General features: G+C 53.1%; 23 protein-coding genes. 13 read left to right on the top strand and 10 right to left on the bottom strand.

Translation table 11 applies throughout. The features are described from left to right. Positions 1-6: 6 nt before the first annotated feature. Entirely contained in the window at positions 7-516 is a 510-nt protein-coding gene (locus ACFQI7_RS24000; RefSeq protein WP_218100090.1) for a DUF4912 domain-containing protein, read from the bottom strand. A gap of 249 nt (positions 517-765) precedes the next feature. On the opposite strand from ACFQI7_RS24000, the gene ACFQI7_RS23995 reads away from it, so the two are divergent. The 4 genes from ACFQI7_RS23995 to ACFQI7_RS23980 all read left to right on the top strand — a co-directional run bounded on the left by ACFQI7_RS23995 (position 766) and on the right by ACFQI7_RS23980 (position 5,133). After that, positions 766-1,191 (top strand): hypothetical protein, encoded by a 426-nt coding sequence (locus ACFQI7_RS23995; RefSeq protein WP_218100089.1) that lies wholly within the window; start codon positions 766-768, stop codon positions 1,189-1,191. A 303-nt stretch (positions 1,192-1,494) separates the two neighbouring features. Then, positions 1,495-2,304 (top strand): RNA polymerase sigma factor SigI, encoded by an 810-nt coding sequence (gene sigI / locus ACFQI7_RS23990; protein WP_218100088.1) that lies wholly within the window; start codon positions 1,495-1,497, stop codon positions 2,302-2,304. Beyond that, a complete protein-coding gene (locus ACFQI7_RS23985) occupies positions 2,297-3,829 on the top strand; it encodes an anti-sigma factor domain-containing protein (RefSeq protein WP_218100087.1) in 1,533 nt (510 codons plus the stop codon). Before sigI ends, ACFQI7_RS23985 begins: the two co-directional genes overlap by 8 nt. 287 nt (positions 3,830-4,116) lie before the next feature. Beyond that, the gene (locus ACFQI7_RS23980; protein ID WP_218100086.1) at positions 4,117-5,133 is read left to right on the top strand and encodes an aldo/keto reductase; all 1,017 of its coding nucleotides are present in this window, start codon (positions 4,117-4,119) and stop codon (positions 5,131-5,133) included. A 120-nt stretch (positions 5,134-5,253) separates the two neighbouring features. Here the strand turns inward: ACFQI7_RS23980 and ACFQI7_RS23975 are convergent, their stop codons facing one another. Next, on the bottom strand, positions 5,254-5,826 hold the full coding sequence (locus ACFQI7_RS23975) for a hypothetical protein (protein ID WP_218100085.1): 573 nt from the start codon (positions 5,824-5,826) through the stop codon (positions 5,254-5,256). Positions 5,827-5,997: 171 nt separating this feature from the next. Between ACFQI7_RS23975 and ACFQI7_RS23970 the strand changes: the two genes are divergently transcribed. Both ACFQI7_RS23970 and ACFQI7_RS23965 read left to right on the top strand, forming a co-directional pair. Next, a complete protein-coding gene (locus ACFQI7_RS23970; RefSeq protein ID WP_218100084.1) occupies positions 5,998-6,594 on the top strand; it encodes a sulfite oxidase-like oxidoreductase in 597 nt (198 codons plus the stop codon). Between the two features lie 220 nt (positions 6,595-6,814). Beyond that, on the top strand, positions 6,815-7,384 hold the full coding sequence (locus tag ACFQI7_RS23965; protein ID WP_230415137.1) for a hypothetical protein: 570 nt from the start codon (positions 6,815-6,817) through the stop codon (positions 7,382-7,384). Positions 7,385-7,587: 203 nt separating this feature from the next. On the opposite strand, the gene ACFQI7_RS23960 is transcribed toward ACFQI7_RS23965, so the two are convergent. The 3 genes from ACFQI7_RS23960 to ACFQI7_RS23950 form a co-directional block, all read right to left on the bottom strand. Continuing rightward, on the bottom strand, positions 7,588-8,829 hold the full coding sequence (locus tag ACFQI7_RS23960) for an MFS transporter (RefSeq protein ID WP_218100083.1): 1,242 nt from the start codon (positions 8,827-8,829) through the stop codon (positions 7,588-7,590). Between the two features lie 13 nt (positions 8,830-8,842). Further along, entirely contained in the window at positions 8,843-9,304 is a 462-nt protein-coding gene (locus ACFQI7_RS23955) for a MarR family winged helix-turn-helix transcriptional regulator (protein WP_218100082.1), read from the bottom strand. A 271-nt stretch (positions 9,305-9,575) separates the two neighbouring features. Further along, positions 9,576-10,802, bottom strand: a complete 1,227-nt coding sequence (locus ACFQI7_RS23950; RefSeq protein WP_218100081.1) for an MFS transporter — start codon at positions 10,800-10,802, stop codon at positions 9,576-9,578. A gap of 287 nt (positions 10,803-11,089) precedes the next feature. Here ACFQI7_RS23950 and ACFQI7_RS23945 point away from each other — a divergent pair, with 287 nt between their 5' ends. From ACFQI7_RS23945 to ACFQI7_RS23935, 3 genes are all read left to right on the top strand, one after another. Continuing rightward, positions 11,090-13,135, top strand: coding sequence for a molybdopterin oxidoreductase family protein (locus tag ACFQI7_RS23945; RefSeq protein ID WP_218100080.1), 2,046 nt, complete (start codon positions 11,090-11,092; stop codon positions 13,133-13,135). A 288-nt stretch (positions 13,136-13,423) separates the two neighbouring features. Then, positions 13,424-16,099, top strand: coding sequence for a YhgE/Pip domain-containing protein (locus ACFQI7_RS23940; RefSeq protein WP_218100079.1), 2,676 nt, complete (start codon positions 13,424-13,426; stop codon positions 16,097-16,099). A gap of 170 nt (positions 16,100-16,269) precedes the next feature. Continuing rightward, a complete protein-coding gene (locus tag ACFQI7_RS23935) occupies positions 16,270-16,725 on the top strand; it encodes an NUDIX domain-containing protein (RefSeq protein ID WP_218100078.1) in 456 nt (151 codons plus the stop codon). Positions 16,726-16,837: 112 nt separating this feature from the next. Here the strand turns inward: ACFQI7_RS23935 and ACFQI7_RS23930 are convergent, their stop codons facing one another. The 3 genes from ACFQI7_RS23930 to ACFQI7_RS23920 are packed head-to-tail and all read right to left on the bottom strand — an operon-like array spanning position 16,838 to position 18,321. Further along, entirely contained in the window at positions 16,838-17,353 is a 516-nt protein-coding gene (locus ACFQI7_RS23930; RefSeq protein WP_218100077.1) for an SRPBCC family protein, read from the bottom strand. A 12-nt stretch (positions 17,354-17,365) separates the two neighbouring features. Further along, complete coding sequence (locus tag ACFQI7_RS23925) at positions 17,366-17,797, bottom strand: DoxX family protein (protein ID WP_218100076.1); 432 nt, start codon at positions 17,795-17,797, stop codon at positions 17,366-17,368. 41 nt (positions 17,798-17,838) lie between these two features. Beyond that, the gene (locus ACFQI7_RS23920; RefSeq protein ID WP_218100075.1) at positions 17,839-18,321 is read right to left on the bottom strand and encodes an SRPBCC family protein; all 483 of its coding nucleotides are present in this window, start codon (positions 18,319-18,321) and stop codon (positions 17,839-17,841) included. 351 nt (positions 18,322-18,672) lie between these two features. Here ACFQI7_RS23920 and ACFQI7_RS23915 point away from each other — a divergent pair, with 351 nt between their 5' ends. Next, the gene (locus ACFQI7_RS23915; RefSeq protein WP_218100074.1) at positions 18,673-19,530 is read left to right on the top strand and encodes a hypothetical protein; all 858 of its coding nucleotides are present in this window, start codon (positions 18,673-18,675) and stop codon (positions 19,528-19,530) included. Between the two features lie 152 nt (positions 19,531-19,682). On the opposite strand, the gene ACFQI7_RS23910 is transcribed toward ACFQI7_RS23915, so the two are convergent. Then, positions 19,683-21,890 (bottom strand): Ig-like domain-containing protein, encoded by a 2,208-nt coding sequence (locus ACFQI7_RS23910; RefSeq protein ID WP_218100073.1) that lies wholly within the window; start codon positions 21,888-21,890, stop codon positions 19,683-19,685. Between the two features lie 252 nt (positions 21,891-22,142). On the opposite strand from ACFQI7_RS23910, the gene ACFQI7_RS23905 reads away from it, so the two are divergent. From ACFQI7_RS23905 to ACFQI7_RS23895, 3 genes are all read left to right on the top strand, one after another. Beyond that, a complete protein-coding gene (locus ACFQI7_RS23905; protein WP_218100072.1) occupies positions 22,143-22,571 on the top strand; it encodes a GNAT family N-acetyltransferase in 429 nt (142 codons plus the stop codon). A gap of 95 nt (positions 22,572-22,666) precedes the next feature. Continuing rightward, on the top strand, positions 22,667-23,176 hold the full coding sequence (locus ACFQI7_RS23900; RefSeq protein WP_218100071.1) for an NUDIX domain-containing protein: 510 nt from the start codon (positions 22,667-22,669) through the stop codon (positions 23,174-23,176). 93 nt (positions 23,177-23,269) lie between these two features. Next, positions 23,270-24,022, top strand: a complete 753-nt coding sequence (locus ACFQI7_RS23895) for a metallophosphoesterase family protein (protein ID WP_218100070.1) — start codon at positions 23,270-23,272, stop codon at positions 24,020-24,022. 68 nt (positions 24,023-24,090) lie between these two features. Here the strand turns inward: ACFQI7_RS23895 and ACFQI7_RS23890 are convergent, their stop codons facing one another. Beyond that, positions 24,091-24,849, bottom strand: coding sequence for an IclR family transcriptional regulator (locus tag ACFQI7_RS23890; protein ID WP_218100069.1), 759 nt, complete (start codon positions 24,847-24,849; stop codon positions 24,091-24,093). Between the last annotated feature and the right edge of the window lie 36 nt (positions 24,850-24,885).

Below are 24,885 nucleotides of genomic sequence, written 5' to 3'. Positions count from 1 at the left end.
ACGACCTCATTTCATACAGTTGGAGTACAAATTGAAATTTTCAAAATCAGACGGAACGATGCGCCCGAATGCGGGATGTTGCGATTGGGCTTGCAGCGCGACCGGTACGATTGGAGAACCCCAGGGAGCTTCGGCATTTCGCGGCAGTTGGACCGGATTTGCACGAAGCAGCGGGACGAACTGCCTCTCTAGCGTATATACGCCGAGGTCCGCTAAATACACAGCTCCCGGAATCAGACCATAGATATACCAGCTAACGGCTTCCGGCGTCGTTTCGATATCGAAAAAGCCGTTCGCGTTATGGCCGTTGAAGTAAACCGCCGTTACGTCGTATATCCGCAGCACTTTCGGCAGCGCCCCGTAATCGCATTCGAATTGCTGGGAGCAGAGCCACCGCTTGCGGTTGCTTACTTCCCAGTACGCATGCAGCGTTTCAGGGCCCTGCGCCATGGCGTGCAGCAAGTCCTTCTCATATCGGTCCGGCAGCTCGTAGCCGGATGTCGGCAGTGAATTCACGGCTGCGCCTCCTCATAGAGATTTCTATTACATAATTTGCAGCATTCGGCGATGCTATGCATTTTTCACCGGAAATGGAGCGGAAGGAAACATTTAACTGGCACTTTTCGCTGTGAAAAAAGAGGATTTTTGTATGTTGAGGTCGAATAAAATTTGGGATAGCGGTCTGCGCATTATTTTTAGAAACGACGATACTTGCATGGAATATAGATAAATGGAAGCCAAGATAGGAGACAGGGGGCAATGTCGATGAGTTTTTGTTGCGGGGCAAGCATGATCGGAACCAAGGGGACGTTAAAGCATATCCGGACACAAATTCATAATGTGCCGCTGTTGTTTTGTCCGGTATGCCACCGGGTGGAAGTTCACCATCTGGTTGAGAACGAATATGAAATATTAGCCGAATACGCGCATGGAGACGGAGCGCCGGAAGTGGATTTCCAGGAATACGTAGAAAGCCGCGATCAAGCCGAGCTGTTCGAAAACTGCGTCAACAACGAGAACGAAGACCCGCTTGAAGTGGTGCGCAGCCAGATCGATATGGCGCTGGACCTGCTGATGGTGGCCAAGCAAATCGGCGACGCCGAGTGGGAGCAGCAGCTGAAGGAACGGCTGAATATCCTGAGCAAGCGGCGCCATAAGCTGAAGAACAAGAAGACCATGCGAGGCCGTTAAGTAAGACCTTTCTTTCGTCCCTTCCCCGCGATACGTTTAGCAGGGGCAACGCGTCGGAGTTCCGTCGCTTGCACATAAGCCGCTATGGCGAGCCGCCGGAAAAGCACGCTGCTTTCCCGGGTCCGCCGTTTATTCGGCCTGTCTAAGAACAGCGGATTGAGGGACGTTTTTTTGTAAATACGGGTCTTGGAAAAGAAAACCTTATATTCCGAAAAGCACCTTGAAAATAAGGTTTCATTCGAGTGCCAGTGACCCCCGTAATTCCAGTAAACGTAGCGAAAAATTTAGTGCGAGGTGGAACGATTGCTGCTTGTTTTATTTAAGAAGTTTCTCGGGAAACGACAGTCTCACCACCCCGATTCGGGGAGCATGCAAACCCCGGAGCAAATTGTAATTTGTATCCAAGAAGGTGATTTACGTCTGCGCAACCAGTTCATTACGGACTATCAGCCGTATGTAGCCAAGGTGACGAGCAGATTTTGCAAACGATATATCGACCCGGCCCGCGACGATGAATTCAGTATCGCTCTCGGCGGATTCAATGAAGCGATCAATCAGTTTTCGCCTCACGCCGGAAGGTCGTTCCTGGGCTTTGCCGAACAGGTTATTCGCCGCAGGCTGATTGATTATGTCCGCAAGGAGCAGCGGTTCTCGCAGCAAATTCCGTACAGTACGTTCGAGGTGGAGGACGAGGAAGACAATATCGTCAACCCGATTGAAATTCACCAAGCCATCGAAGAGTACGAGAAGGAGAAGGGCGCCGAAGAACGTCGCGGCGAAATTCTCGATCTGAACCGCTGCCTGTCCGAATTCAGTATCCAGTTTGGAGATTTGGTCGATGCTTCCCCGAAGCACGACGATTCCAGGCAGGCGTTGTTTGTCATTGCCAAGAAGCTGGCGTTGAATCCGGAGCTCATGCGGATTATGGTCACAAAAAGGATGCTTCCGATCAAAGAACTGCTCGATCAGGTGGAAGTATCCCGCAAGACGCTTGAGCGCAACCGTAAGTTTATTATTGCAGTCGCTCTGATTTACAACGGGCCATACCCGTATCTCAGAGAGTATTTACATATCAGAGACGACTCGGAAGAAGGGGGGGTTGCGAGTGAATAAAGGGGTTGTCATGGAAATATCGGACAAAAGCATCATCGTGATGCGCCCGGACGGCAAGTTCGAACGGGTGTCCCGCAAAAAAAGAAATTGTGAAATCGGCGAAGAAATTGCGTACGCCGATTCCGGAATCAATTGGCGAAGTCCGTCTGTCGCAGGACGCTCGGCGATTGCTGCAGCTGTCATCTTTTGCCTGGTGCTGTTCGCGAGCTTCAACGGCAAGCTGGGAAGTCCCGAAGTCATTGCTTACATATCGATGGATATAAACCCGAGCATTGAGATGGGCATCGATATGAACGAGAACGTGCTTGAGCTTCGGGGGCTGAACGAAGACGGCAACGAATTGGTTCAGAACATCAGTTACAAAGGGGAAAAGCTTGAATCGGTCGCATCCCGTCTTCTGGATAAGGCAGAGGAAAAGTCGCTAGCGAAAGGCGAAGCGGAGATCGTTATTGCTAGCACGGTGGTACAAGAGAACGCCAAGGTCAGCGATACGCAGCTCGCCACCAAGCTGCAGGAGCAGGTAACCAAACACATCGAGAAGACGCATCCGGCCGAGGCAAGCTCTTACCAGGTCGCGGCGTTCGCCGCACCGCAGGAAGTACGCCAAGCGGCCGTCCAGAACGGTGTTTCCATGGGCAAATACACCGTGTATTTGAATGCCAAAAACAGCGGGACGGAAGTGACGCTGGATGAGCTGAAAAAAGGATCGGTATTGCAGCTATCGAAAGAAAAACCAGAAATATCGAAGGCCATTCAGAGCGGGGCGATCCCGAGCAAATCGGATATCAAGAAGCTCGTCGAGGAAGAGAAATCGGGGCAGCTTGACAAGAAGCTCGAAGAAAAGCTGAAAGAGAAGAGAGACAACAACGGCAAAGGCTCCACGACCACCGGCAGTCAACCGGGCAAAAACGGGCAAACGAATCAAAACGAGAAAAACGGTCAAGGCAATCAAACGAACCAGAACGGGCAAAACGGCAAAACGGATCCGAAAAAGCCCGGTACGGCCGTTCCCAGCAAACCAACAGATAAAAAAGACAACGATAAAAAAGACAGGGACGACGACAAGAAGGATGACCGCAAGGATAACAAGTCTACGCCGGTCACTACCAGGCCGGGGACGAATCCTTCCAATCCGCAGACGAAGCCGGGAACAACCAATCCCGGCACGGTGCGTCCCGGGGACAAACAGGATGATCGCAAGGAGCAGGAAAAGAAGAAAGAGGAAGAACGGAAGCGGGAAGAAGCCCTAAAAAATGAAGAACAGCGCCGGAAGGAAGAAACCGCCCGGCGCTTAGAGGAGCAAAAAAAGAAAGCGGAAGAGCAGAAGAAAGAGCAGGAGAAGAAGGACCAGGAAAAGAGAGAGCAAGAGAAGAAAGAGCAAGAGAAGAAAGAACAGGATAAGCGAGATCAGGACAAAAAAGAACAGGACAACAAAGATCAGGACAAAAATAACGATCGCAAGACCGACGATTCAAAGAAAAATGATGGGAAAGACGACGATAAGTCGAGAGGCGGCGGACGGTGAAGCAATGCTGTTCAAGCGGCATCATTTTTATTTTAGTAGAGCGCAGGCAGCCGCTGTTTGTTTGGCGGCCTGCGCTATTTATGCTGCAATGATTTTCGGTGGAGAGCGACAAGCTGAGCGGGGCGCAGCCTGCCAGTTATACGTCCACAGCATAACAAAGTCGATGATACACCCGGATTTAATCCGGGACAAGTCTGTTTTTTTGCAGACGTTTGCACTATAATGTTCACATACTTACCATTCATTCCGAAACATGATTACGCATGGGAAAAGGGAGATGGAGCTACGTGCGTTACACGATGTTTGGCAATACGGGACACCGGGCATCTTCGCTTGGTTTTGGAGCGATGAATTTGCCGGGCGTTCCTTTCGAGCAGGCAAAGGCGGCGCTCAATTACGCGCTGGATGAAGGCATCAACTATATCGATACGGCCGCTGGCTACCGGAACAGCGAGGAGATTATCGGGGACAGCATCTCGCACCGGCGTTCGGAATATTTTCTCGCCACGAAGACGAATAAACGCGATTACAAGACGGCCATGGAAGAGATGGAGCGCAGTTTGACCCGCATGAAAACGGACGTTATCGACTTGCTCCAGATTCATTATGTAAACACAGTTCAGGAGTTTAAAGCGGCAATGGAAGAGGATGGCGCGTATCAAGCGGCGCTGGAGATGAAGCGCAAAGGGCATGTCCGTTTTATCGGCATTACCGGCCACCGTCCGGAGCTTCTTGCCAAATGGATCAGCAAAGGGCAGTTCGATCAGGTGTTGTTTCACCTTAATTTGGCGCAGCCGTTTGCGCTGCAGGAGCTGATCCCGGAGGCTACCCGCCAGCACATGGGCAAGACGGCAATGAAACCGCTCTCGGGGGGGTTTATTCAACCGGTCTCCAAGGCGATCCGTTACCCGTACAGTCAGGATGTGAACGTCATTATCTCGGGGATGGTCAGCGTCGACGAGGTGAAGGAAAATATCGCGGCGATGCGCGAGGAAGTGGGAGACGAGGAACGCCGCGAGCTGGAGCAGCTGGCGCTGGAGCTCGGAAGCCACAATTGCCGGCGCTGCAATTACTGCTCCTGTCCGATCGGTGTCACGATCCCGGACATTATGATTTCGAGCCAAGTTCGCCAGACGTTTGGCTTGCTTCCGAAGGGAGACGGGTTTTATGAGCGGCAAAAGGACAAGATATTGTCTTGCGCCGATTACGAACCCTGTAAGGAAAAGCCGCTGTGCGAGGAAAAATGCCCGTATCATCTGCCGATGCAGCAGGTTGTGCAGCAGGCGGCAGGGTACTACAATTAAGTTTCACGGATGTAGGCACCCGTGAAATCAAAAAAGTGGATTCTAAAAAGCTTGGCCGCTGCCGAACGTCGGCGGCCGCTTGAAGCTTCTTTGGAATCCACTTATCTTTTTGCGTACCTGTTATGCTTCCATGGTCGTGTTGCTGCCGGGAACGGATGCTCCTGCAATTGGGGCTGTGCCCATAAGATGCATCCCGATGGTCTCCAAATCGTTCATCCGTATTACGAGACGCGTGACTTCCTTGGTTGTGAATGAAAGCCCCCGGGTCCGCTCGGCGATCTGCGACAGATCGATTCCAACCCAGCCCGCCTTGCGCGGGTGAACGCACAGATCGAAGGGAAGAACCCCGAGCGACACGGCGTCGGCTCCGACCGCAGCTTCGGTTTTGTCTGAAACGGCAACGGAATCAATGCGGAAATAGAGCTTGTTTCGTTTCCACTGCACATAGCCGGGAGAAAAGGTAATGGCTATCGCCGCTTCATCTCCTTCGCCATGCTTGGTGAAAAGAGCTTGCTTTTTTTTGTTCGAATGAATGTATTGGTTTTGAATATCCGGCAGCAGCAGCACGATCACAATCGGCAGTGCGCTCGCCGCGTACAAAAACTGAGTCGATTCGAAAACGATCGCAAGCGCTATCAAGGCCAAAAACAAAACGATAGACGCGCTCAGCCACAGTCCCTTATGTTTGGACATGAATGAAATCCCCCAGATGAACATAAAATCAGTCAATGCATTTATTCTAACATAAGTTGCTAAGCCTTTGAAGATGTTTGCTTTGGTCGGTTTGCCAATAATTATTGTAATGATGCCTATTACGGTTATACTAGAAAGAAAGCATATCAAACCGTAAGGGAGAACAGACGGATGACATCAGATTCTAAAGAGAGCGACAGCATAAAACATCGCGTTCCGCCGGGCCAGACGCTGACGGAAGGCTTTCCGGTGCTTCACTATGGAAGCGTGCCGTATTATAACGATATGGGCAAATGGGATTTGCGCGTATTCGGATTAGTCGAGGAAGAAGTGGCGTTCAGCTATAAAGATTTTTTGGGGCTGCCGCGAAGGGAGTTCAAAAACGACATTCACTGCGTCACCACTTGGTCGAAGCTGGATAATGTGTGGGAAGGCGTGGCGGTATCGACACTCATGGAGCATGTGAAGCCGAAGCCGGAGGCGAAGTTCGTCATGCTGCACGGAGAGCACGGTTGGAGCACGAACTTGCCGCTGGAGGATTTTTTGCGGGATACGACGTTCCTCGGCATCAAGCACAACGGGCAGCTGCTTACCCCGGAGCACGGGTATCCGGTACGGGCGGTCGTTCCGCACTTGTACTTCTGGAAGAGCGCCAAATGGCTGCGCGGCATCGAGTTTATGGAGAAAGATAAGCCGGGCTTCTGGGAGCGCAACGGGTATCACATGTATGGGGACCCGTTCAAAGAACAGAGGTACGATTTCGACTGAATTTAAAGCGTAGAAGGGCGGAGTAATCCGTCCTTTTTGCGCTTTTATTGTAGGAAAAAGTCACTGACGCCCGAGGAGTTGGCAATTGTTTTAACGGTATCTGACTTTGTTATTGGTTGAATTTGGTCTAACTGGTACCCATTTATTCTAAAACAAGTTCTCGAACTATTATAAAATAAAGTTTAAGAGTTAACTTGTTGATGGAAAGGAGAGACACCCGTTGGACGAAAAGAAAATAAAAAAGACAATCTTCACGAAATGGTGGTTTTGGTTATCATTACTTGTCCTCATAGCGTCTATTAGCTTGGCAGGAATTAACTCACACTCTGAGGCGGCTTCTGAACCCGATCAATCCATTCAAAGTTCAAATACACAACAAGCTAATGCAAATGATACTGAAAAACTAGCTGAACAGCCAGAGTCATCTGAACTAATCGAAGCACCTAATACAATGGTTACCACACCTACTTCAGCAGAACAAAATGAACAGCCTGTTGCATCAGACATATTTGGAAGCTCATTTGGAGCGCCTGTCTCAGTGGAGATCGAGACTGAAAAAGTAACAATCACAAAAGAGGAATTTGATAAGATCTATTACGGCATGACCTATGATCAGGTTAAGGAAATTATTGGTGGTCCTGGTACTACTCTATCCCAAGAAGGTGCAAATAGAGGTACTAATTACAAAGCCACGTATCTGTATCTGGGTGAAAACTCTGAAGGCGCTAGCGCGATTTTTAGTTTTAAATCAGGAAAACTTTCACTTAAGAACCAAATGGGACTTGAATAAACTCGAAATCTCGAAATAATAAATGTCCATTTTGCAATAAAAAGAAAATTAAGTGGCGATCACTATAAATTACTTCTACGGATGAACTGTGACCCGGGAGAGGGACGTATCCTCTCTCGGGTTTTCTGCATATTTACCATCCAAGGACATATTCATCAAACAAATATAAGCCTCATGTAAGCAAGAGCAGGAGCTACTCCCAATTACGAAGCCGTCGCCGGCTTGTTTTTCTTCACGCTGACCAACTGGAATACCACATATACGATTAAAAATAAGACCATAAATAAAGCGGAATACCGGTACATTACGGCGTAGCTTGTTCCGGAGGCGATAAGCCCGAGCACCATGGCGCCGATCGCGACGCCGAAGTCGAGCGCGTTATAATACAGGCTATTGGCCGTTCCGTGCTGCTCCGGCGCCGAATCGCGCAGCATCCACGCCTGAAGCGTCGGTTGAATGGCGCCGAAGCCGAGACCGTACAGCAGCGCCGAAACGATCAGCAGCGGAAGACTGGTAGTGAACGAAAGCAGCGTCAAGCTGGCGAAAATGATCAGCGCCGCCGGAATGAGCACGGCCGAGTGTCCCCTGCTGTCAAACAGACGTCCCGAAATCGGGCGGATAATGAGTACGGTGATGACATTGAACAAAAAGAACAAGCCGATATGATTCAGATGCACTTCTTTGCCGTACAGTGCCAGGAAGCTCAGCAGCCCGCCGTAGGTGACGGAGAATAAGGCGTTGAGCAGTGCCGGCAGGAGCAGCTTGACGTTAAACGGCGTTTTGCGTTTCGCTCCTACCGAAGCCTTGGCGTCAGGTCGGGCTTGTCCATGGGACTGCGGCGGAATGGAACGGAACCCGAGCAACAGCGGAACGGTTAGCACGACCGAGACGGTGCCGAGCGTCGCGAGCAGGCCGAAGCCGTATTCGTCCAGAACCGATAGGCCGATCATCGGGCCGAACGACATGGCGAGACTGGTGGACAGACCGAAGTAGCCGATCCCTTCTCCGATGCGGCTGGACGGGATAATTTGCGATACGAGCGTTGGCATGATCGTGCTGGTGCTCCCGAAGCCGATCCCGAATAAGATGCGCAGCGCGAGCAAGGCTTGTATGCTGCCCGCAAACGGATAAGCAGCGGTTGCCGCCGCGGCGATGAAGATGCCGCTGAACAGCAGCACGGTTCGATGCGTGCGCCGCATCAAGGCGGCCGTAAGGAAGCGCGATGCGATGGCGGCCAGCGCGAAGACGCTCGTGGTCAAGCTGACGGTAAAGTCCCCGGGATGAAACCGTTCCTTCGCATAGGTGGGAAGCGGGGAAAGCAGCATTTGCAAACAAAGGAATAACAAAAAATAAGACACCGTCAGCACAATAAAAGTGGTAGTCCACAATTTTTGCGCCGAGGGTGCGAGCTCTAGGGGTTGTGACGATTCTGGTTGTTGCGACATCTGATAGACACTCCTATTCTTTGGCATTCAGGTGATCGATATTTTCTCCAATGCGGTGCAGCAGCCCGATCAACAGGTTGTATTCGTCTGTGCTCATTCCTGCCGTGGCGTCCTCGACAGCTTTTCGTTCGATCGCCTCTGTCTGGGCGATCAACTCCTTGCCTTTATCCGTAGTATGCACGATAAAGGACCTGCGGTCGCTTTGACCCGGCTGCTTTATAACGAGTCCTTTGGACTCGAGCATATCGAGGATGCGCGTTGTCGTCGGCTTGTCCTTGGACGCTTTGGCCGCGATGTCTTTTTGGATCATGCCTTTCTGCTCCCCGACACAATACAAGACAAGCCATTGCTCGGGCGTAATGTCGTAGGGTTTCAATCGCTGCATGAACAATTGCGATATTTTACGGTAAGTGGCGCCCATGAGAAACCCGGCCGAGCTGTCCAAAATACTTCGATTGGTTGCTTGCTTGGACATGGTGAATCACGATCCCCTATCAATTAGTTGTTATGACAATTATATTTAAAACAATTAATTTTGTCAAAAAGAAAGCTCCTTATCATTTATCCACAACTTTATCCACATAATAAACAGCCTCCCGATAAAGTTTGTGCATATGTTCTTTACATCATGTCAACATATCCACAGGAAAGGTTGTCCACAACCGAAGGAACGGTATGTTATGCCGATATCCAACACTTACATAAAAAAAGCCGGCCATGCGGCCGACTTTAGCATAGGGTGAATCTTATAAATGTGACGTTTCTTTTGCCGTGGAGGCGGAAGCGCTCGTTCGCATGGAAAATTTGGGCATCTTCAGCATCAGCGCCACGAATAAGAGCAGGCTGCCTGTAATGGCGAACACGACCGGAATGGACAATTGGGTCGCCAGAAAGCCTCCGGCCAAAGGGCCGACCAACAATCCGAGCTGATTCGCCGACTGGTTCAGACCGAATGCGCGGCTGCGGAACGCGGGATCCGTATGCTGCGCAATGAACGCGTTGAGCGCTGGAAATACGGCGGCGAAGAATAGTCCGTAAACGAAGCGCAGCGAGCCGAAGCCGACCAAGCTGTGGAACGCGATTTGGAGCAGGTTGCCGATCCCTCCGCCAAGCAGACCGATGAACAGCACCTTTTCATATCCGATCCGGGATCCATATTTGCCCCAGAACGGCGCCGAGATGAGTGTGGCGATGCCGACGGCGGAGAAAATGATTCCGGCGTTGAGCGACGCGGACGATTCGCTGGAGCCCAGCTTCAGCACATAGACCGTAAGCAGCGGTTCGAGCAGCATCGTAGCGGTGGACGTAATGAAAACGACGAACAGCGCGCCCATCAAAATCCGGTTGGAAGCAGCCACTTTCAAGTCGCTGATGACCGATGATCGTCTGGCTTCCGACTTCTTGAACGAAGGTTCTTTCACCCAGAACAAGGCGATCAGAAAAGCGATGAACACCATACTTCCGGCAACAAAAAAAGTATCGCGGGGTCCGATCATATGGCTAATCACCCCTCCGAGCAGAGGGCCGATAACGGACGCCGCGGCACTGGCTGTAGATATGATGCCGAGCGCATAGCCGACATGTTTATCCGGCGTATTCGTCGCCACGAGCGCGATAGCAGAAGGAATATAGCCGGCGAGCAGCCCTTCCAATATTCGGGCCGCGATCAACTCGTACGGATTTTGCACAACGAAGTACAAGAAGTAAGCCAGAGACAAGCAGATGCCTGCCCGCAGCATCATCGGCTTTCGACCGTATTTGTCGGCGATCGATCCCCAGAAAGGCGCGATCAGTGAGCTGGCTAGAAACGTTGCGGAGAAGATGATCCCCGTCCATGCTTCCAGATGATCCGTTACCCCCAAATCTTCCTGCAAGTAGATCGACATGAACGGAATGGAGACCGAATAAGCCATGCTGACCAAAAAGGTGCCGATCCACAAAAAAAACAAATTGCGTTTCCACGAGTATGCCACCAGAGCTGCACTTCCTTATTGAAAAAGTAAAAAAGATTACCTATATTGAAGCGCCGAAGCGCGTATTTAAACCTCCGCTACCCAGACGAGCTTCTTTTGTCCCAGCGTTTTCATCGATCCGGTGAGCCGTGCTTCATGATGCATGATGCTCCCAGTATAACACAACTTCACGCGCTGGCGGCGCCGTTACGGCTTTAACAAAATATTGCATGCGACTCTTGTTTTGTTTATGTCCTTTCACTATGATGTGGGTATGTCGGAAGTGTTGGATAGGGGGAAGCGGCACCATGAATCATACGTTTATCGACCGGCAAACCGGGATTGTTCCGGCCGTCTGTTCTCTGGATTGCCCGGACCAGTGCGGGTTGTTGGTTCATAAAGAAGCGGGAACGATTGTAAAAATAGAAGGCGACCCTGCGCATCCGGTTACGCAAGGGGCGATCTGCAACAAAGTGAGGCATATGGCCGAGCGAATTTACGATGCGAAGCGGCTTCGCTACCCGATGAAGCGGGTCGGCGAGAAAGGCGGAGACCGATTCGAGCGGATTACGTGGGAGGAAGCGATCGATACGATCACGTCCCGCTGGAAGAAGCTGATTGCCGACGACGGGTCGGAATCGATTCTCCCTTACAGCTTTTACGGCAACATGGGCCGGCTCGGTACGGAAGGGATGGACCGGCGGTTTTTTCACCGGCTGGGGGCAAGCCGCCTGATGTATACGATTTGCGAAGCGGCCGGCACCGAAGGCTACAAGTATACGATGGGCGCCAGTTATGGAACCGACCCGGAAGAAACCGTTCACGCCAAGCTGTTCATCTTGTGGGGCATCAACGCCGTAAGCACGAATATGCATCAGGTCATGCTCGCGGAGCAGGCGCGCAAAAACGGGGCGACGATAGTCGTCATCGACGTCCACAAAAATCAGACCGGACGATGGGCGGACTGGTTTATTCCGGTGCGGCCGGGCACGGATACGGCGCTTGCACTGGGGCTCATGCACATCTTGTTTGCGGAACAGTTGACGAACGAATCGTTTCTTCGCGAATATACCGTCGGTTACGAGGAGCTTCGCGACCATGTCCGCGCATACGATCCGCATACGGTTTCCGCGATTACTGGCGTGCCTGTCGATGATTTGTACCGTCTGGCTCGCATGTACGGCACGATCTCGCCATCCTTTATCCGGATCGGCAACGGCCCGCAGCACCATGACAACGGGGGGATGTGCGTCAGGACGATCGCGTGTCTGCCGGCGCTCACCGGAGCGTGGCTGCACAAAGGCGGCGGCGCGATCAAAGGGAACAGCGCTTACTTGGAGCATAACGTAGCCGCTTTGCAGCGCCCAAACTTGATGAAGAAAAGCACGCGGCGGATCAATATGAATTTGCTCGGCAGCGCTTTGCTGGAGCTGGAGCCCCCGATCCGGTCACTGTACGTCTACAATTCCAATCCGGCGGTCGTCGCGCCGAGCGCGAATAAAGTAAGACAAGGATTGGTGCGGGAAGATTTGTTTACGGTCGTGCACGACCTGTTCCTGACCGAGACGGCGAAGTATGCGGATATCGTGCTGCCGGCCACTTCGTCGTTCGAAAATACGGACTTATACCGCTCGTACTGGCATCATTACGTACACATACAGCAGCCGGTGATCGAGCCGTACGCCGAAAGCAAGTCCAACGTGGAAGTGTTCCGCCTGCTGGCGCGCGCCATGGGCTTCGAAGAACAGGCGTTCCTGGACACGGAGGAAGACATGATTCGTCAGGCGCTGGATCATCCCGGCAATCCGGTGCTCGAAGGGATGACTTACGAGCGGCTCGCGGAGAAGCAATTCCTCAAAGGGAAGGTGAAGCCGCTATTCCCCGGCACCTTGCGGACGCCTAGCGGGAAGATCGAGCTGTATTCGAAGCAGATGGAGCGCAAAGGATACACGCCGCTGCCGACGTACACGCCGCTTGCCGAAGAAGAAGGCGATCTTCCGTTTCTGTTTATCCCCGGGCCGAATCATAATTTCTTGAATTCAACGTTCGCTCACAACGAGAAGCACGCCCGCATGGAGAAAACGCTACGACTGCACATGAACGCGGCGGACGCCACAGCGCTCGGCATTGCAAGCGGCGACCGGGTGCGGGTATGGAACCACCGGGGCGAGTGCGAGCTTACCGCCGCCGCGGGCGACGATGTGCTGCCCGGCGTAGTCGTGAGTCAAGGGCTGTGGGCGGACGCGCCGGGACGCAAAAGTCTGGTTAACGCGCTGACGCCGGAACGGGTGGCGGATATGGGCGGAGGAGCCACCTTTTTCTCAGGCAGGGTGCAAGTAGAGAAGCTTCATTGAATCGTAGTTATTCAATCAATTCATAGCCGGGGCTGCTTGCAGAAGCGGCCTCGGCGAAATGGATGTGAGCTTGAGCCCGTCACCGAACGCGCGATGCGTACGGTAGACGGGCTTATTTGTTACCGCAATCATGGCCGCCCGAATTCGTATGGAAAGTGGCCCGGCTCTCACCCGTAAAACGGCCGCGGTGTCAGTCTCCTCCTACAGAATGGGAAAGAATAGACAAGGACAAATTAAGATGCAATGACAAGATTAGCCGGCCGCCGACCGGATGCAGGAGCGTGTGGAATGAAAAAAGTATACAGCATTTATATAACGGATTTGCGCAATATTGCCCGCGTGCCTACCGGACTTCTGCTCATGATTGCACTCGCCGTGCTGCCGTCGGTGTACGCCTGGATTAATCTCTTCGCGATGTGGGACCCGTACAGCAATACGTCGGGCATTAAAATTGCCGTAACCAGTCTTGACGAAGGGGCGGCGTTTCAAAATAAACCGTTCAATATCGGCAATGAAGTCGTGGAAAGCTTGAAAAAAAACCACCAGCTCGGCTGGACGTTCGTGGATGAGAACGAAGCGCTGGAAGGCGTCGAGCGCGGCCGATATTACGCCAGTTTGCTCATTCCGGCCGATTTTTCGCAAAAGATCGCCAGCAGTGTCAGCGGAAATGCGCAGAAGCCGGAAATCATATACACCGTGAACGAAAAGCTGAATGCAGTCGCTCCGAAAATTACGGAAAAAGGCGCAACCAACGTGACCGCGCAAATCAGCGAAAATTTGATCCGGACCGTGAGCGAGACGGTGCTGGCCCGTATGAAGGAGCTGGGGATGGAGTTCGAACAGCAGCTGCCGACGATTCGCCGCATCGAAAGCCGGATTTTGGAGCTGGAGAAGCGTTTGCCCGATATCGAGGCGATCGGAAGCAAAGCGCTCGACGTGGAGAAAAAGCTGCCGCAGATTCGCGAGAAAGCGGATAAAATCGTAGAGCTGGAGCAGCGTATTCCCGAGATCGACCAAGCGGGCAAAACGCTGCTGAAGCTCGAGGAGCGTTGGCCGAAAATAAATGAAGCGGCGCAGGATGTGCTGCTGCTTCAAGAAAAGCTGCCCGACATTCAGCGCGTGGCCGGCCGCGTGACCGAGCTCGATCAACATTTCGATCAAGTGGAGGCGGCATTGAACAAGGCCATCGAAGACACCCGCAAAGCGAATGAAATCGTTGATACAGCGCTTGCCATGATCCCGAAGATCGAGGCGATTGCCGCAGACGGGGGCGCTTTTGCCGATCAGCTGAGCCGCTTTCTGCAAAACAATAACGCCGCATTCGAGGCGCTGATTCCGGTCATCCGGCAAAACTTAATGTTGCTGCAGCAGACAGCGGATGCGGTCCAGCAAATAACGGCGCTGCTGCAAAACGCGAACATCGATCCGAAGCCGGTAATCGCCGCACTCACGTTTGCCGCGGACCGGGCATCGGGAGCGGCCCGCATCGCGGACGGGATGATCGATTTGTTCACGAGGCTGAACGCATATTTGCCCGCAGCCCCGTTAAACCATGCCATTGAGCGGCTCGGCGCGGTGCGCACAAATTTGACGGGGCTGGCGCAAACGATGCAGACGGTGGCAGCGGCGCTGGAGCGGGGGGAGCAGCCGGCTAAGGCGCTCATCGACCGGCTGAACACACTGTCCCGGGAAGCGAGCGCGATCCTCGGCGATTTGCTCTCCCGCTACGACACGGAAATCGTGCCGAATATGAAGAAAGCGCTGAATCAGATTCAGTCCGTCGCGCAAAACGCCTCCGATGTGCTGCAGACGGTTAAAGCGAAAATTCCGGATATGAAAGCAATCTTGCAAGATGCGCAGCAAGGGATTCGTTTTGCCCAAACGGGACTGGATGCGCTCCAGGGCGAGATGCCGCAAATCCGAGCGCGAATACACGACGCTTCCGTTTCGCTTCAGCAGAAAATGAACGAAGTGACGCAGGCGGTGAATGCGGCCGCAGCATTCGTTCGCGACGATTTGCCTCGCGTGGAGCAAAAACTGCATCAAGCGGCCGATTTCGTGCGCATCGATTTGCCGGCCGCGGAGGAGGAACTGCGCAAAATTTCTGACCTGTACCGGACGCATTTCGCGGATGTGGAAGGCGCAGTGCATCAGGTGGCGGATTTTGTACGAGACGATTTGCCCGCTTTCGAAGCGGCTGTGCACAAGGCGGCCGATCAGATCAGAAGGCTGGAGGGACAGAACAACATCGACGAGCTGCTCGATTGGCTGCGCAGCGATACCGGGCGGGAAAGCGACTTTCTGGCCGACCCGGTGCTGATCAAGGAAATCAAGAAGTTCCCGATTCCGAATTACGGCTCGGCGATGTCGCCCTTTTATACGACGCTCTCATTGTGGGTCGGAGCGATGCTGCTCGTATCGTTAATGAGAGTGGATGTGGAGGACACGGAACGCATATATAAAAGTCATGAGGTCTATTTCGGAAGAATGTGCATATTTTTGACGATCGGCTTTTTTCAGGCGCTCATCGTTTCGCTCGGCGATTTCTTCATTCTCGGGACGTATGTCGTGAGCAAAATCGGCTTCGTGCTGTTTGCTTTTTTAATCAGCGCGGTATTCGTGACGATTACGTATACGCTCGTGTCCGTTTTCGGCAATATCGGCAAAGGACTGGCGATTATTTTTCTGGTGCTGCAATTTTCAAGCTCGGGCGGTACGTTCCCGGTCAGCACGTCGGCGCCTTTTTTTCAAAAGCTGAACCCGATCGTGCCGTTTACGTATGCAGTCGGACTTTTGCGCGAGGCGGTCGGCGGCATGCTGCCCGGCGTTGTCGTTAAGGACATTTTGTTTTTGCTCGGTTTTATTGCGATCTGCTGCATTGTCGCCCTGGCGCTCAAAAAGCCGCTCAGCGGCTACACGGAACGCGTATCCAAGAAGGCGAAGCAGACGAAGCTGATTTCGTAGCGCAAATCGAAAATAAATATATCCAAAAATTACCTTGTGGACTATGCGTCACGAGCCTATCGTTATACCAGTGGAACCGCAGCGGCGGACATGGGACTACGCTAACGTATCCGCTCTATTTGCATGATCTATTGTCGTAAAATGGTAGGAAAGGCGGTGGAGGTGCTCGGATGGCACTGCAAAAGTGGTTGTACCGGTTAGCTCGCATGTATTGGAAAATAAGGCGTCCGGTTACAATGGGCTCCCGAGCGATCATTAGGCAAGACGGCAATATTTTGTTGATTCGTCAGACGTACGTGGAGGGCTGGTACTTGCCGGGCGGCGGGGTCAAGCGAGGGGAGAGCTTTCAACAAGCGATCATTCGCGAAGTGGCGGAGGAATGCGGATTGGAAGCGGTTCGTCCGAAGCTGCTTCAGCTTTATTTCAGCCGGAATGAAGGGAAGATCGATCATATCGCCCTATTCGAAATTACTGAATTTTCCGCGATCGCCCGTGCCAAGACGGATGCGGAGATTGCGGAGCTGCGTTTTTTTGCGTTGGACGATTTGCCCGAAGACACGTCGCCGGCCACCCGCAGACGCATTGGGGAGTACGCTGCCAACCAGTTTCGTGCCGAGCGATGGTAAAAGCAAAATCCCCTTCGCCGGGCGCCGCAGCAAACCATCGATAACCGGTGTGGTTTCGGATAATTGGCCGCGACGTATAGGACAAGGGGATTCCGTTAACGGCTGCTCGCTGCTAGAGACTGGCCAGGTACGCGTCGAGTTGGTCGAACGTTCCGCCAAATCCTAGATGCATGGACTCGTGCATCGAACCGAAGAATCGGACTTCTTCCTCCGTTGCGTTGTAAGGACGTCCCCGCATCGTTATGATCGTTCTGCCGTCCTGCTCCGCGAACGTGAATGAATTCATCACTTCGAGCGGAAAAGACTCGCTAAAGGGAGGTCTTACCGTGTTGCCCTCCGGATCGGAGAAGCTGTTGGCGAACACAAGCTTCTCCGGCGCTTCGATTTCATAAAACGTGAATTTGCCCCACAATACATCCCCTTCCGGAGAAACCATACTGTAGTGAAAGATGCCGCCAGGACGAAGATCCAGCTTGGCGGAAGTAAACGTAAAGCCTGTCGGGCCCCACCAATGCTTCAAGTGCTTTTCGTCCGTCCAAACTTGAAAAACGAGATCGCGAGGCGCATCGAACGTGCGGGTAATCACCAATTCGTTTGCTGCGCTGGCTGCTGCTTTGTTTTCGGACATGATTCATTCCTCCTAATTTACGGTTTTTCCAATGGACGGTACGGTTGAGTTACCCATGAATTCGGCATTGCCGGATGAAACTCCTTTGCGTTTTCTGTGATAAAACATATAGGAGCCGGCAGCAAAAAAGTAAAAGAGTACGAAAAATATCCAGCTGCTGGCCGGGTCGCCAACCGAAATGACGGAATACATCGCACCCGTCAAATCGAATACCAAGCCGGCGTAAGCCCATTCCTTCAATCTCGGAAACCCGGGGACAACGATCGCCAAGGAACCTAAAATTTTGGCCACCCCGAGAAAAGGCAGCAAGTAAGCGGGATACCCCAAATGGTCGAATATAGCAGTGGAGTCCGGGGCGGACATCAGATTCGGGATCGCTCCCAGAAACATGAACGCCGCGAAGGGCGCCGTGAAAACCCAATACAAAATGTTTATTTTTCTCATGACACATCATCCTCCTAAATAGTTTGATCTTCCGTAATTTCTTAAATGCGCGCGAGTTGTTCTTCCAAGCGATCTAGCGTCTGTTTGGCTCCTTCAATAGCCCCGTATTCCTTGACGACTTTCTCCAGCTCCGCTGCCGACTTGAACTGCATCCGCATCGTCAGTTCGGTCGTTTGGCCCTGTTCCGCGAACGTTACGGTCACGCGAAATTGTTCATCGTCTTCGCCGTCGCCATGGGAGTACACAAGCCGTTCGGGCCGTTCCACCTCGCGGTACGTGATTTTGTTGTCATAGTCGGTACCGTCGGGACCGTGCATCACGTAGCGCCAGACGCCGCCCGGTCTAACATCAATTTCGCTCACCGAAAGCGTGAACCCCCTGGGTCCCCACCAATGCGGCAAATGATCCGGATTCGTCCAAACGTTGTACACCGCCTCGCGTGGAGATTGAAATACCCTCTTAATGATGAGCTCCCGATCCTGTACCTCCGTGACCGTATTGCTTGTCGCTTTTCCTGCCGTCATGACTCAATTCCTCCCATATGGATTTGATATTCATTGTTCACAGCAAGCCTGGAGCATATGCCGGACTCGCTTCCTTTTGACGTCGTTCCTGCTGCTTGTTAGATGGAACGTTTTTTTGCTTGTTTTACGCTCTAAGCGGAAACGTTTTATATCTATGATTGGAGTATATCCTTAAAGGAATATTCCTGTCAAGGAATATTTAAAAAATGGTACGTCGATCATTCAATTCCAAATCGGCAGCGGTTGTGTCGGGGTTTTTGCTGCGACAATAACGGCCTGCGTAGTTGTGTCGTGGAATGGACTGAAATGGGCCCGAAGATGGAATCATAATGCAGGAAGGGTGGGAACAGGATGCAGCAAGCAATGCTTCAGGAGCTGAATCGATTGATCGCCGAGTTGAAACAAAAAGAAGAAGCCGCCGTATACACCGTCCCGCAAGAAGCGATAGGCGCGGTCAAAAAAGCGAAACATCTGGAGAAGTTTCTGCTTGATCTATTCGATGTCGTCAATGGCGGCGGCGGGATCGACATCCGCGGTATCATCCGCAGAGAGTTTGGTCTAAGCAAGATGCTTACCGATCGCATGGACCGGTGGGCGGCATATGGTAAAGAACTGCTTGAGGACGAACTGCATGAAGCGATAGACCGCGCGGAAATACGTGCGGGCAAGCAGCATTTGTTTTTTGTCGGCCCCGTGGGCAAGCAGGTGCTGGCCGAGGCGCTCGGTTTGCTTAAGCAGATGGCGCATGCGGCGGTCAGACTGCAGTTTCATCCCGGGCAGGCGGGTTCCGGCGTCTACGTGGCGATGCTGGATCCATCGCTACGTTTTTACGAGCTTCCGTCTGCGCAGCCGGACGAGAACATGTCCAGATACCGGCTTTTGATCGCCTCCGGACGGCTGCATGCGATGTCGGGCAACGATGAATCGATCGCAGCTGATTTGAAAGCTCACGTCAAACAATGGTATCAAAACGGATCGTTAACGTTTCTTGAACAACGGGAATGGCACTTGTCTTATGAACATGTACCGGAATATTTGTACGCGCTGACTGCGGATCAGATCGAAAGGCTGCAGGATGATTTCATGCGGCATATAAGTGAGGAGTTTGCGTTAGTGAAGGCCAAGCCGGAGTTGTATCGAGCGGAGCAGTTGAAAAAAACGCTGGAGGCTGTGTTAAGCTGGGCGGACGACGCTGAGCCCAAAGGTTAAAGCCGCTGCCTGCTGGTTGCGAAAAAAACAGTGTACAAGGCCGGGCCCGCCGTAGAACAAACGGCAATGATCGTCTGCATGCCGGACCCGATCGATTGCATCACATGTTGCTCGACTTTGTACAGCGGGGCTCCTTTGCCTAGTGCCGTAGCTTATTTGTTCACGATGGAAACGTTGGATAGGGTGGCGACCGTATAGTTATCGATTTGGTTGCTCGTCTTCACGGCATCCGCCGCCAAACCGACGTATACGGTGCCGCCAAGCTTCACGTCGGCCGTTCCGTACGGCTTCCATTCCTGCCCGTCATGCGACATGTAGCCTGTCACCGTCTCCCAGCGCCGGCTCAGCTTCACCCAATATGGGAACGTGCCGTCCTTGCTTTCCATCGATTTCAGGTCGGCTGCCGCGGTCGTGCGCGCTGCAAAGGCTCCACCCGTGCCCGACTTGATGTAAGAGATTCGCATCATCGCCGCGGCCGCCTCAGGCTCAAGCCCTGCCCGAATCATGACGCCGGCCCCCGTTCCCTCAGCTACGGCTGTGATCGCTTCCACCTTGGCGATGATATCGCCATCCCCCTCCATTGTACGGTATACGAACCGGAAGGCGTCGGATTTGCCCTCCAACTTTCCGGCCGATTTCAGCGTAAAGCGGCCTTCCCTCAGCGACGCGAATCCTTGGATACCGGGCTGTCCGATATCTGCCGTGTGCCATCCCTCGAGATCCGTCGCCTTATTCACATGAACGGGCACCGCAGTGGATTGTGCCGCCATTCCCTTGTCATCCACCACGTAAGCGGAGAGGAAGTGCGTGCCGTCAGGAACCGCTTTCCAGGTGAAGCGATAAGGCGCTGCGGCAGATTCGCCGAGCTTCACGTCATTGTCGTAAAACTCCACTTTGCGAATCTTCGCGCCGGATACCGGCTTTACGTCGGCTTCGATCGCGATGTCCGCATTCCCCCCGTAGATCGTATTCACCTTGGGGGAGGTGAGGACGACGGATGGATTCGCCACATTGCCCGCAATCGAGTTCAAGTAGTTTTCCAGCATCGTGTAGCCGCCTTTGCCGATCCGGTTCCGGTCGTCTGGGTTATTAGAATCGAGCCTTTGTGCCTTCTCCCAGCTGTCCGGCATACCGTCATGGTCGGAGTCGAGCGGCGCTTCCGCCGGTTCGCTTTTCCGAAAACCGCCAACCTCGGCCTGCGAATTGATTTGCCGGCCGGTCCTGTTTCGGACATCGGCCACAAGCCTCGCGTCGACCGCGTCGCGCCGGGGCACGATCGCCCCCGCCTGTTGAAGCACAGTCTCATAGGCTTCGTCCGCCGTCTGCGTCTTCACTTCATGCTCGAACGGGATCGGCTGTGTCAGCTTCACCATGGAAGCGTCCGCGCCGGATACGGCATTCCAGTTATTGGCGGTCCCTTCCGGGAAGCCGTCAATGTAATTGCCGGCGACATACCATTGTCCTCCCGGTCCCGCCGGGTCGAGCATGAATTGCTTCGCGCGTTCTCTCGTATCCGGCCCCCATTTGTAATAGTTTCCGACCGCATTCACGCGAGCGTTTTCTCCGCCGTACGACGCTTTAAATCCCCAGTTGTAAATGACGTTGTTGCGGAAGTCGATCAAATTGTCCTTCACCGGCGTTTCTCCGGGGAATCGCGGGTTTCGGCTGGAATTATGCACGATCAGATTGTGGTGGAACGTAACGTTTTGCCCGCCCCATATGCCGCCGTATCCGTGCGCGCCCTTCTGATGTACCGACATCGTCAAGCTTTCCCCGAGCAGGGACCACTGCACCGTCAGGTTGCGGATGGCATAGGCGGACAGCACTTCATCCACCGCCCAGCTCGTCGAGCAATGATCGATGACGATGTCGCGCCGGCCTCGTCCGCCGAAAGCGTCGGCTTCCCGCTTGGACGTATCCCCGAGGCGGAATCGAAGGTAACGGATCATGACGTTGTCCGCGTCAATATTCGTTTCGTATTTGGCAATCGTGATGCCGTCTCCGGGGGCGGTTTGGCCGGCGATGGTCAAGTTGGAGCCTTTGATACTAAGCGGGCCAACCAGCTCGATCGTACCGGATACGCGGAATACGACCGTCCGGTTGCCTTTGCTGACAGCGTCGCGTAACGACCCCGGACCGCCGTCGCGGAGCGTGGTCACCTCGTACACTTCTCCGCCGCGGCTGCCCGTCGTATACATGCCCGCGCCTTCCGCCCCCGGGAATGCCGGCAAACGCTCCGGTACCGCTTCCGGCTCGCCGCCGGCCTGCGACCTGCGGTCCTGGATCAAGGAAACCGCTGTCACGGCGGCAATGGCCGCGAATATGCAGCAGACGATGATCCGTTGTTTTATCGATTTCATGCTTCGAACACCACCTTATCCGGAATAACGGTTACAGATTATCACAATGGATGGAATGCAATCTTTATCCGGCTATGTTATTTTCCGCCTAAAATAAAGCTTTTTTGTCCATTTTTCGAAAGGAGCGGTCGCTAGCAGTCGTGCACTCTCCGAAATAACCGAATTGCCCGTTTTGTCCGTTTGGGAAAACGTAATGGTGTATAATATTTTGTAATCAAAGAATGCACATCGCAGAGCGTGGAGGAAACAAGGATGATCAGAGAAGCGGAAGCGAAAGATGCAGCAGAAATCGAACGTTTATACCGGCTGCTACTGCCCGATGATGGCCGGATCCATGTGCTCGGGGAACGTTTGGAAGAGATTCGGAACGATCCGAACCAGTATTGTGTCGTTTACGACGATGAAGGGCGCGTGATCGGGACGGTGCTGCTTCATATTTGTCTCGATCCGATGTATGGAAAAAGGCCTTTTGCGCTCGTCGAGAATGTCGTAGTCGACCCGAACAGCAGGGGAAAAGGCGTAGGGAACAAGCTTTTCGGGCATTTGGAACAATGCTGCAGGGAGCGGGACTGTACGGAAATGCTGCTGCTCAGCAGCTCGTACCGAGCGGAAGCGCACCGATTTTTTGAGCGGCAAGGCTTTAGCGGTACGGAACGAAAAGGGTTTGTGAAGCGTCTATAGTGGCGAAGAGCAAGCGACGACGAAAAGGGTGACCTCATTTGCGCATTAACGAATGTAACGCGAACTCACAAAGGAAGAAGGGAGAATCGTTGTAAATGCTTGTGGTCAGAGAAGGGAAGAATGTTGCAGGCATCCCGCTGCCTAACGAAACGCGCCTTATAATATCGGGCCGGCTTCCCGATACCGAGCGAATTACCTGCGCGTTTGTACTCGCATTTCAGCAGGACCAATTATTATTAACGCACCTGCATGAAAGAGGATGGGATATTCCCGGTGGACACATCGAACCCGGAGAAACGCCGGAAGAAGCCGTAAAACGAGAATTGTACGAAGAAACAGGCGCGAGCATCGGCTCGCCGATGCTGCTCGGTTATGAACAGATCCGGCTGCTTGGCGAGAAGCCGGCGCATTATAAATATCCGTATCCCGACAGCTATATGGTATTTTATACGGCGGCCGTAGCCAGGCTGGATGCGTTCGGAAGCACCGATGAAACGGCCGGGCGGAGCTTATTCGAACCGGAGCGGGCATATCGGGTGCCATGGGTGAAAGAGCATAGCGCCTTGTACGAAGAAGCGCTGAGAAGAGCATCCCTATCCGGGTAAGTTGAGTTACGGAAAGGGAATGCTTGTTTGGCGAACGTATATTCGTTATAATGAGAGGATAAGCCGATATGATAACGTAAAGGAAGTTTCGACATGCGTCTCGCCGTACTCTCGGATACGCACGGAAATGCTGTAGCGTTCGAAGCGGTCGCTCAAGATTTGCGCCGGCAAAGCCCGGATGCGTTCGTTTTTTTGGGGGACTTGGCCATGCGCGGTCCGCAGCCTGCGGAATGCATAGACTTGCTCCGTTCGCTTGATCCTCTAGTTTCGATCAAAGGCAATCACGATCATTATTTTGCGCGCTATCGCGATGCGTCGGAATGGGTGCCCAAGAACGCGAAGGAAGAAATGAATCGGAGGCAGCTTCAATATAATCAACGGCTGCTTTCCAGCGAGGAGCAGCACTGGGTTGGCCATTGGCCGACGGAGCACGTGCTGCACGCGGGCAACATCCAAGCCGAGCTGTACCATGCTTCGCCGGCTTCGCTCGCGAAAATTACATGGCCGTGGGCGGCAAACGACGAGCTCGACGCGCTTCGCAAGGACGAGTCGACGCAATTGGTGCTATACGGCCATATTCACCATGCCTTCGTGCGGAGCGCAAACGGCCGGCTGATCGTGAACAGCGGCAGCATCGGCCTGCCGTTCGACGGTGACAACCGTGCGAGCTATGCGCTCATCGATGTGACGGGGCGCGATATCGCCGTGCATATTCGCCGCATCGCTTACGACATCGATCAAGTTGTCCGCATCGCTAAAGACCGGAACATGCCGGATGTCGATCTTTTTGAAGAGGCCGTCCGCAAGGCGGCATTTACGTACGGTCTCGCCACGAAGGCCGTGTAGAACGAATGGTAAACCAGGCATGAAAAAAGCAAGGCTTCCTTCCAAAGGAAAAGCCTTGCTTTTTTATTTCATTTCCCGCGATATCCCATCTGATTGGAGATTTCCAGCGTCGTCGCCACGACATGCTGAATGAACGAATCGAGTAGCGGCTGCACCCGATCGGTCGGGCCTATCATGCTGATCGCTGCATTGACCGAGCCGTCCGCATCGTAGATCGGCGCCGCAATTCCCGTTACCCCGACGTTCCGCATATTGGAGCTGACCTCGTAGCCGTTCTCGCGGATGCGGGCAAGCCGCTCCTTGATTTCATCCGGCTTCTTCATGGAATACGGCGTAAAGGTGCGGATGTCCTCGGACAGCACATGATCGATAAAGCTCTCGTCCCGAAACGCGAGAATCGATCGGGCCGCCGAAGTTGCATAGAGCGGAAAGCGGCGATAAGCGTCGACGTTGAACCGAATCGGGTACTTGGATTCGATTTTATCGACGTAGATCGCCTCATATTGATCCCGGGCGCACAAGCAGACGAACTCCTGCGTCGCATCCGACAGCTGGTGCAGGAACGGTTTGGCGAACTCCGCCAAATTGTGATTCGTCAAAACCTTGTTTCCGAGCTCTAACAGCGTATATCCGAGGGAATACTGTTTGTTGGACGGATTTTGTTTAATGAATCCTTCACTCTCGAGCGTCATGAGCAGCTTGTGGATGGCTCCCTTCGAGAGCTGAAGCTGGCGGCTCAATTCGCTGACGCCCAGCTCTTTCTCGGAATCGAGAAACGCCTTCATCAATCTGCAGCTGTTTTTAACGGAGGATAAATGATTGTCCATACCGATTTTAGCTCCTTACTCATTGGGAAATCATGT

Source organism: Paenibacillus allorhizosphaerae (assembly GCF_042659105.1).
Lineage (GTDB): Bacteria > Bacillota > Bacilli > Paenibacillales > NBRC-103111 > Paenibacillus_G > Paenibacillus_G allorhizosphaerae.
Note: the sequence above shows the minus strand (reverse complement) of the source record. Positions and strands in the feature narration are given on the sequence as shown.

Bases quoted from the DNA above. Each gene is read 5' to 3' on its own strand.
- ACFQI7_RS23995 (WP_218100089.1), top strand. From the start codon at position 766: ATGAGTTTTTGTTGCGGGGCAAGCATGATCGGAACCAAGGGGACGTTA.
- ACFQI7_RS23975 (WP_218100085.1), bottom strand. From the start codon at position 5,826: ATGTCCAAACATAAGGGACTGTGGCTGAGCGCGTCTATCGTTTTGTTT.
- ACFQI7_RS23970 (WP_218100084.1), top strand. From the start codon at position 5,998: ATGACATCAGATTCTAAAGAGAGCGACAGCATAAAACATCGCGTTCCG.
- ACFQI7_RS23960 (WP_218100083.1), bottom strand. From the start codon at position 8,829: ATGTCGCAACAACCAGAATCGTCACAACCCCTAGAGCTCGCACCCTCG.
- ACFQI7_RS23955 (WP_218100082.1), bottom strand. From the start codon at position 9,304: ATGTCCAAGCAAGCAACCAATCGAAGTATTTTGGACAGCTCGGCCGGG.
- ACFQI7_RS23945 (WP_218100080.1), top strand. From the start codon at position 11,090: ATGAATCATACGTTTATCGACCGGCAAACCGGGATTGTTCCGGCCGTC.
- ACFQI7_RS23940 (WP_218100079.1), top strand. From the start codon at position 13,424: ATGAAAAAAGTATACAGCATTTATATAACGGATTTGCGCAATATTGCC.
- ACFQI7_RS23935 (WP_218100078.1), top strand. From the start codon at position 16,270: ATGGCACTGCAAAAGTGGTTGTACCGGTTAGCTCGCATGTATTGGAAA.
- ACFQI7_RS23930 (WP_218100077.1), bottom strand. From the start codon at position 17,353: ATGTCCGAAAACAAAGCAGCAGCCAGCGCAGCAAACGAATTGGTGATT.
- ACFQI7_RS23925 (WP_218100076.1), bottom strand. From the start codon at position 17,797: ATGAGAAAAATAAACATTTTGTATTGGGTTTTCACGGCGCCCTTCGCG.
- ACFQI7_RS23920 (WP_218100075.1), bottom strand. From the start codon at position 18,321: ATGACGGCAGGAAAAGCGACAAGCAATACGGTCACGGAGGTACAGGAT.
- ACFQI7_RS23915 (WP_218100074.1), top strand. From the start codon at position 18,673: ATGCAGCAAGCAATGCTTCAGGAGCTGAATCGATTGATCGCCGAGTTG.
- ACFQI7_RS23910 (WP_218100073.1), bottom strand. From the start codon at position 21,890: ATGAAATCGATAAAACAACGGATCATCGTCTGCTGCATATTCGCGGCC.
- ACFQI7_RS23905 (WP_218100072.1), top strand. From the start codon at position 22,143: ATGATCAGAGAAGCGGAAGCGAAAGATGCAGCAGAAATCGAACGTTTA.
- ACFQI7_RS23900 (WP_218100071.1), top strand. From the start codon at position 22,667: ATGCTTGTGGTCAGAGAAGGGAAGAATGTTGCAGGCATCCCGCTGCCT.
- ACFQI7_RS23895 (WP_218100070.1), top strand. From the start codon at position 23,270: ATGCGTCTCGCCGTACTCTCGGATACGCACGGAAATGCTGTAGCGTTC.
- ACFQI7_RS23890 (WP_218100069.1), bottom strand. From the start codon at position 24,849: ATGGACAATCATTTATCCTCCGTTAAAAACAGCTGCAGATTGATGAAG.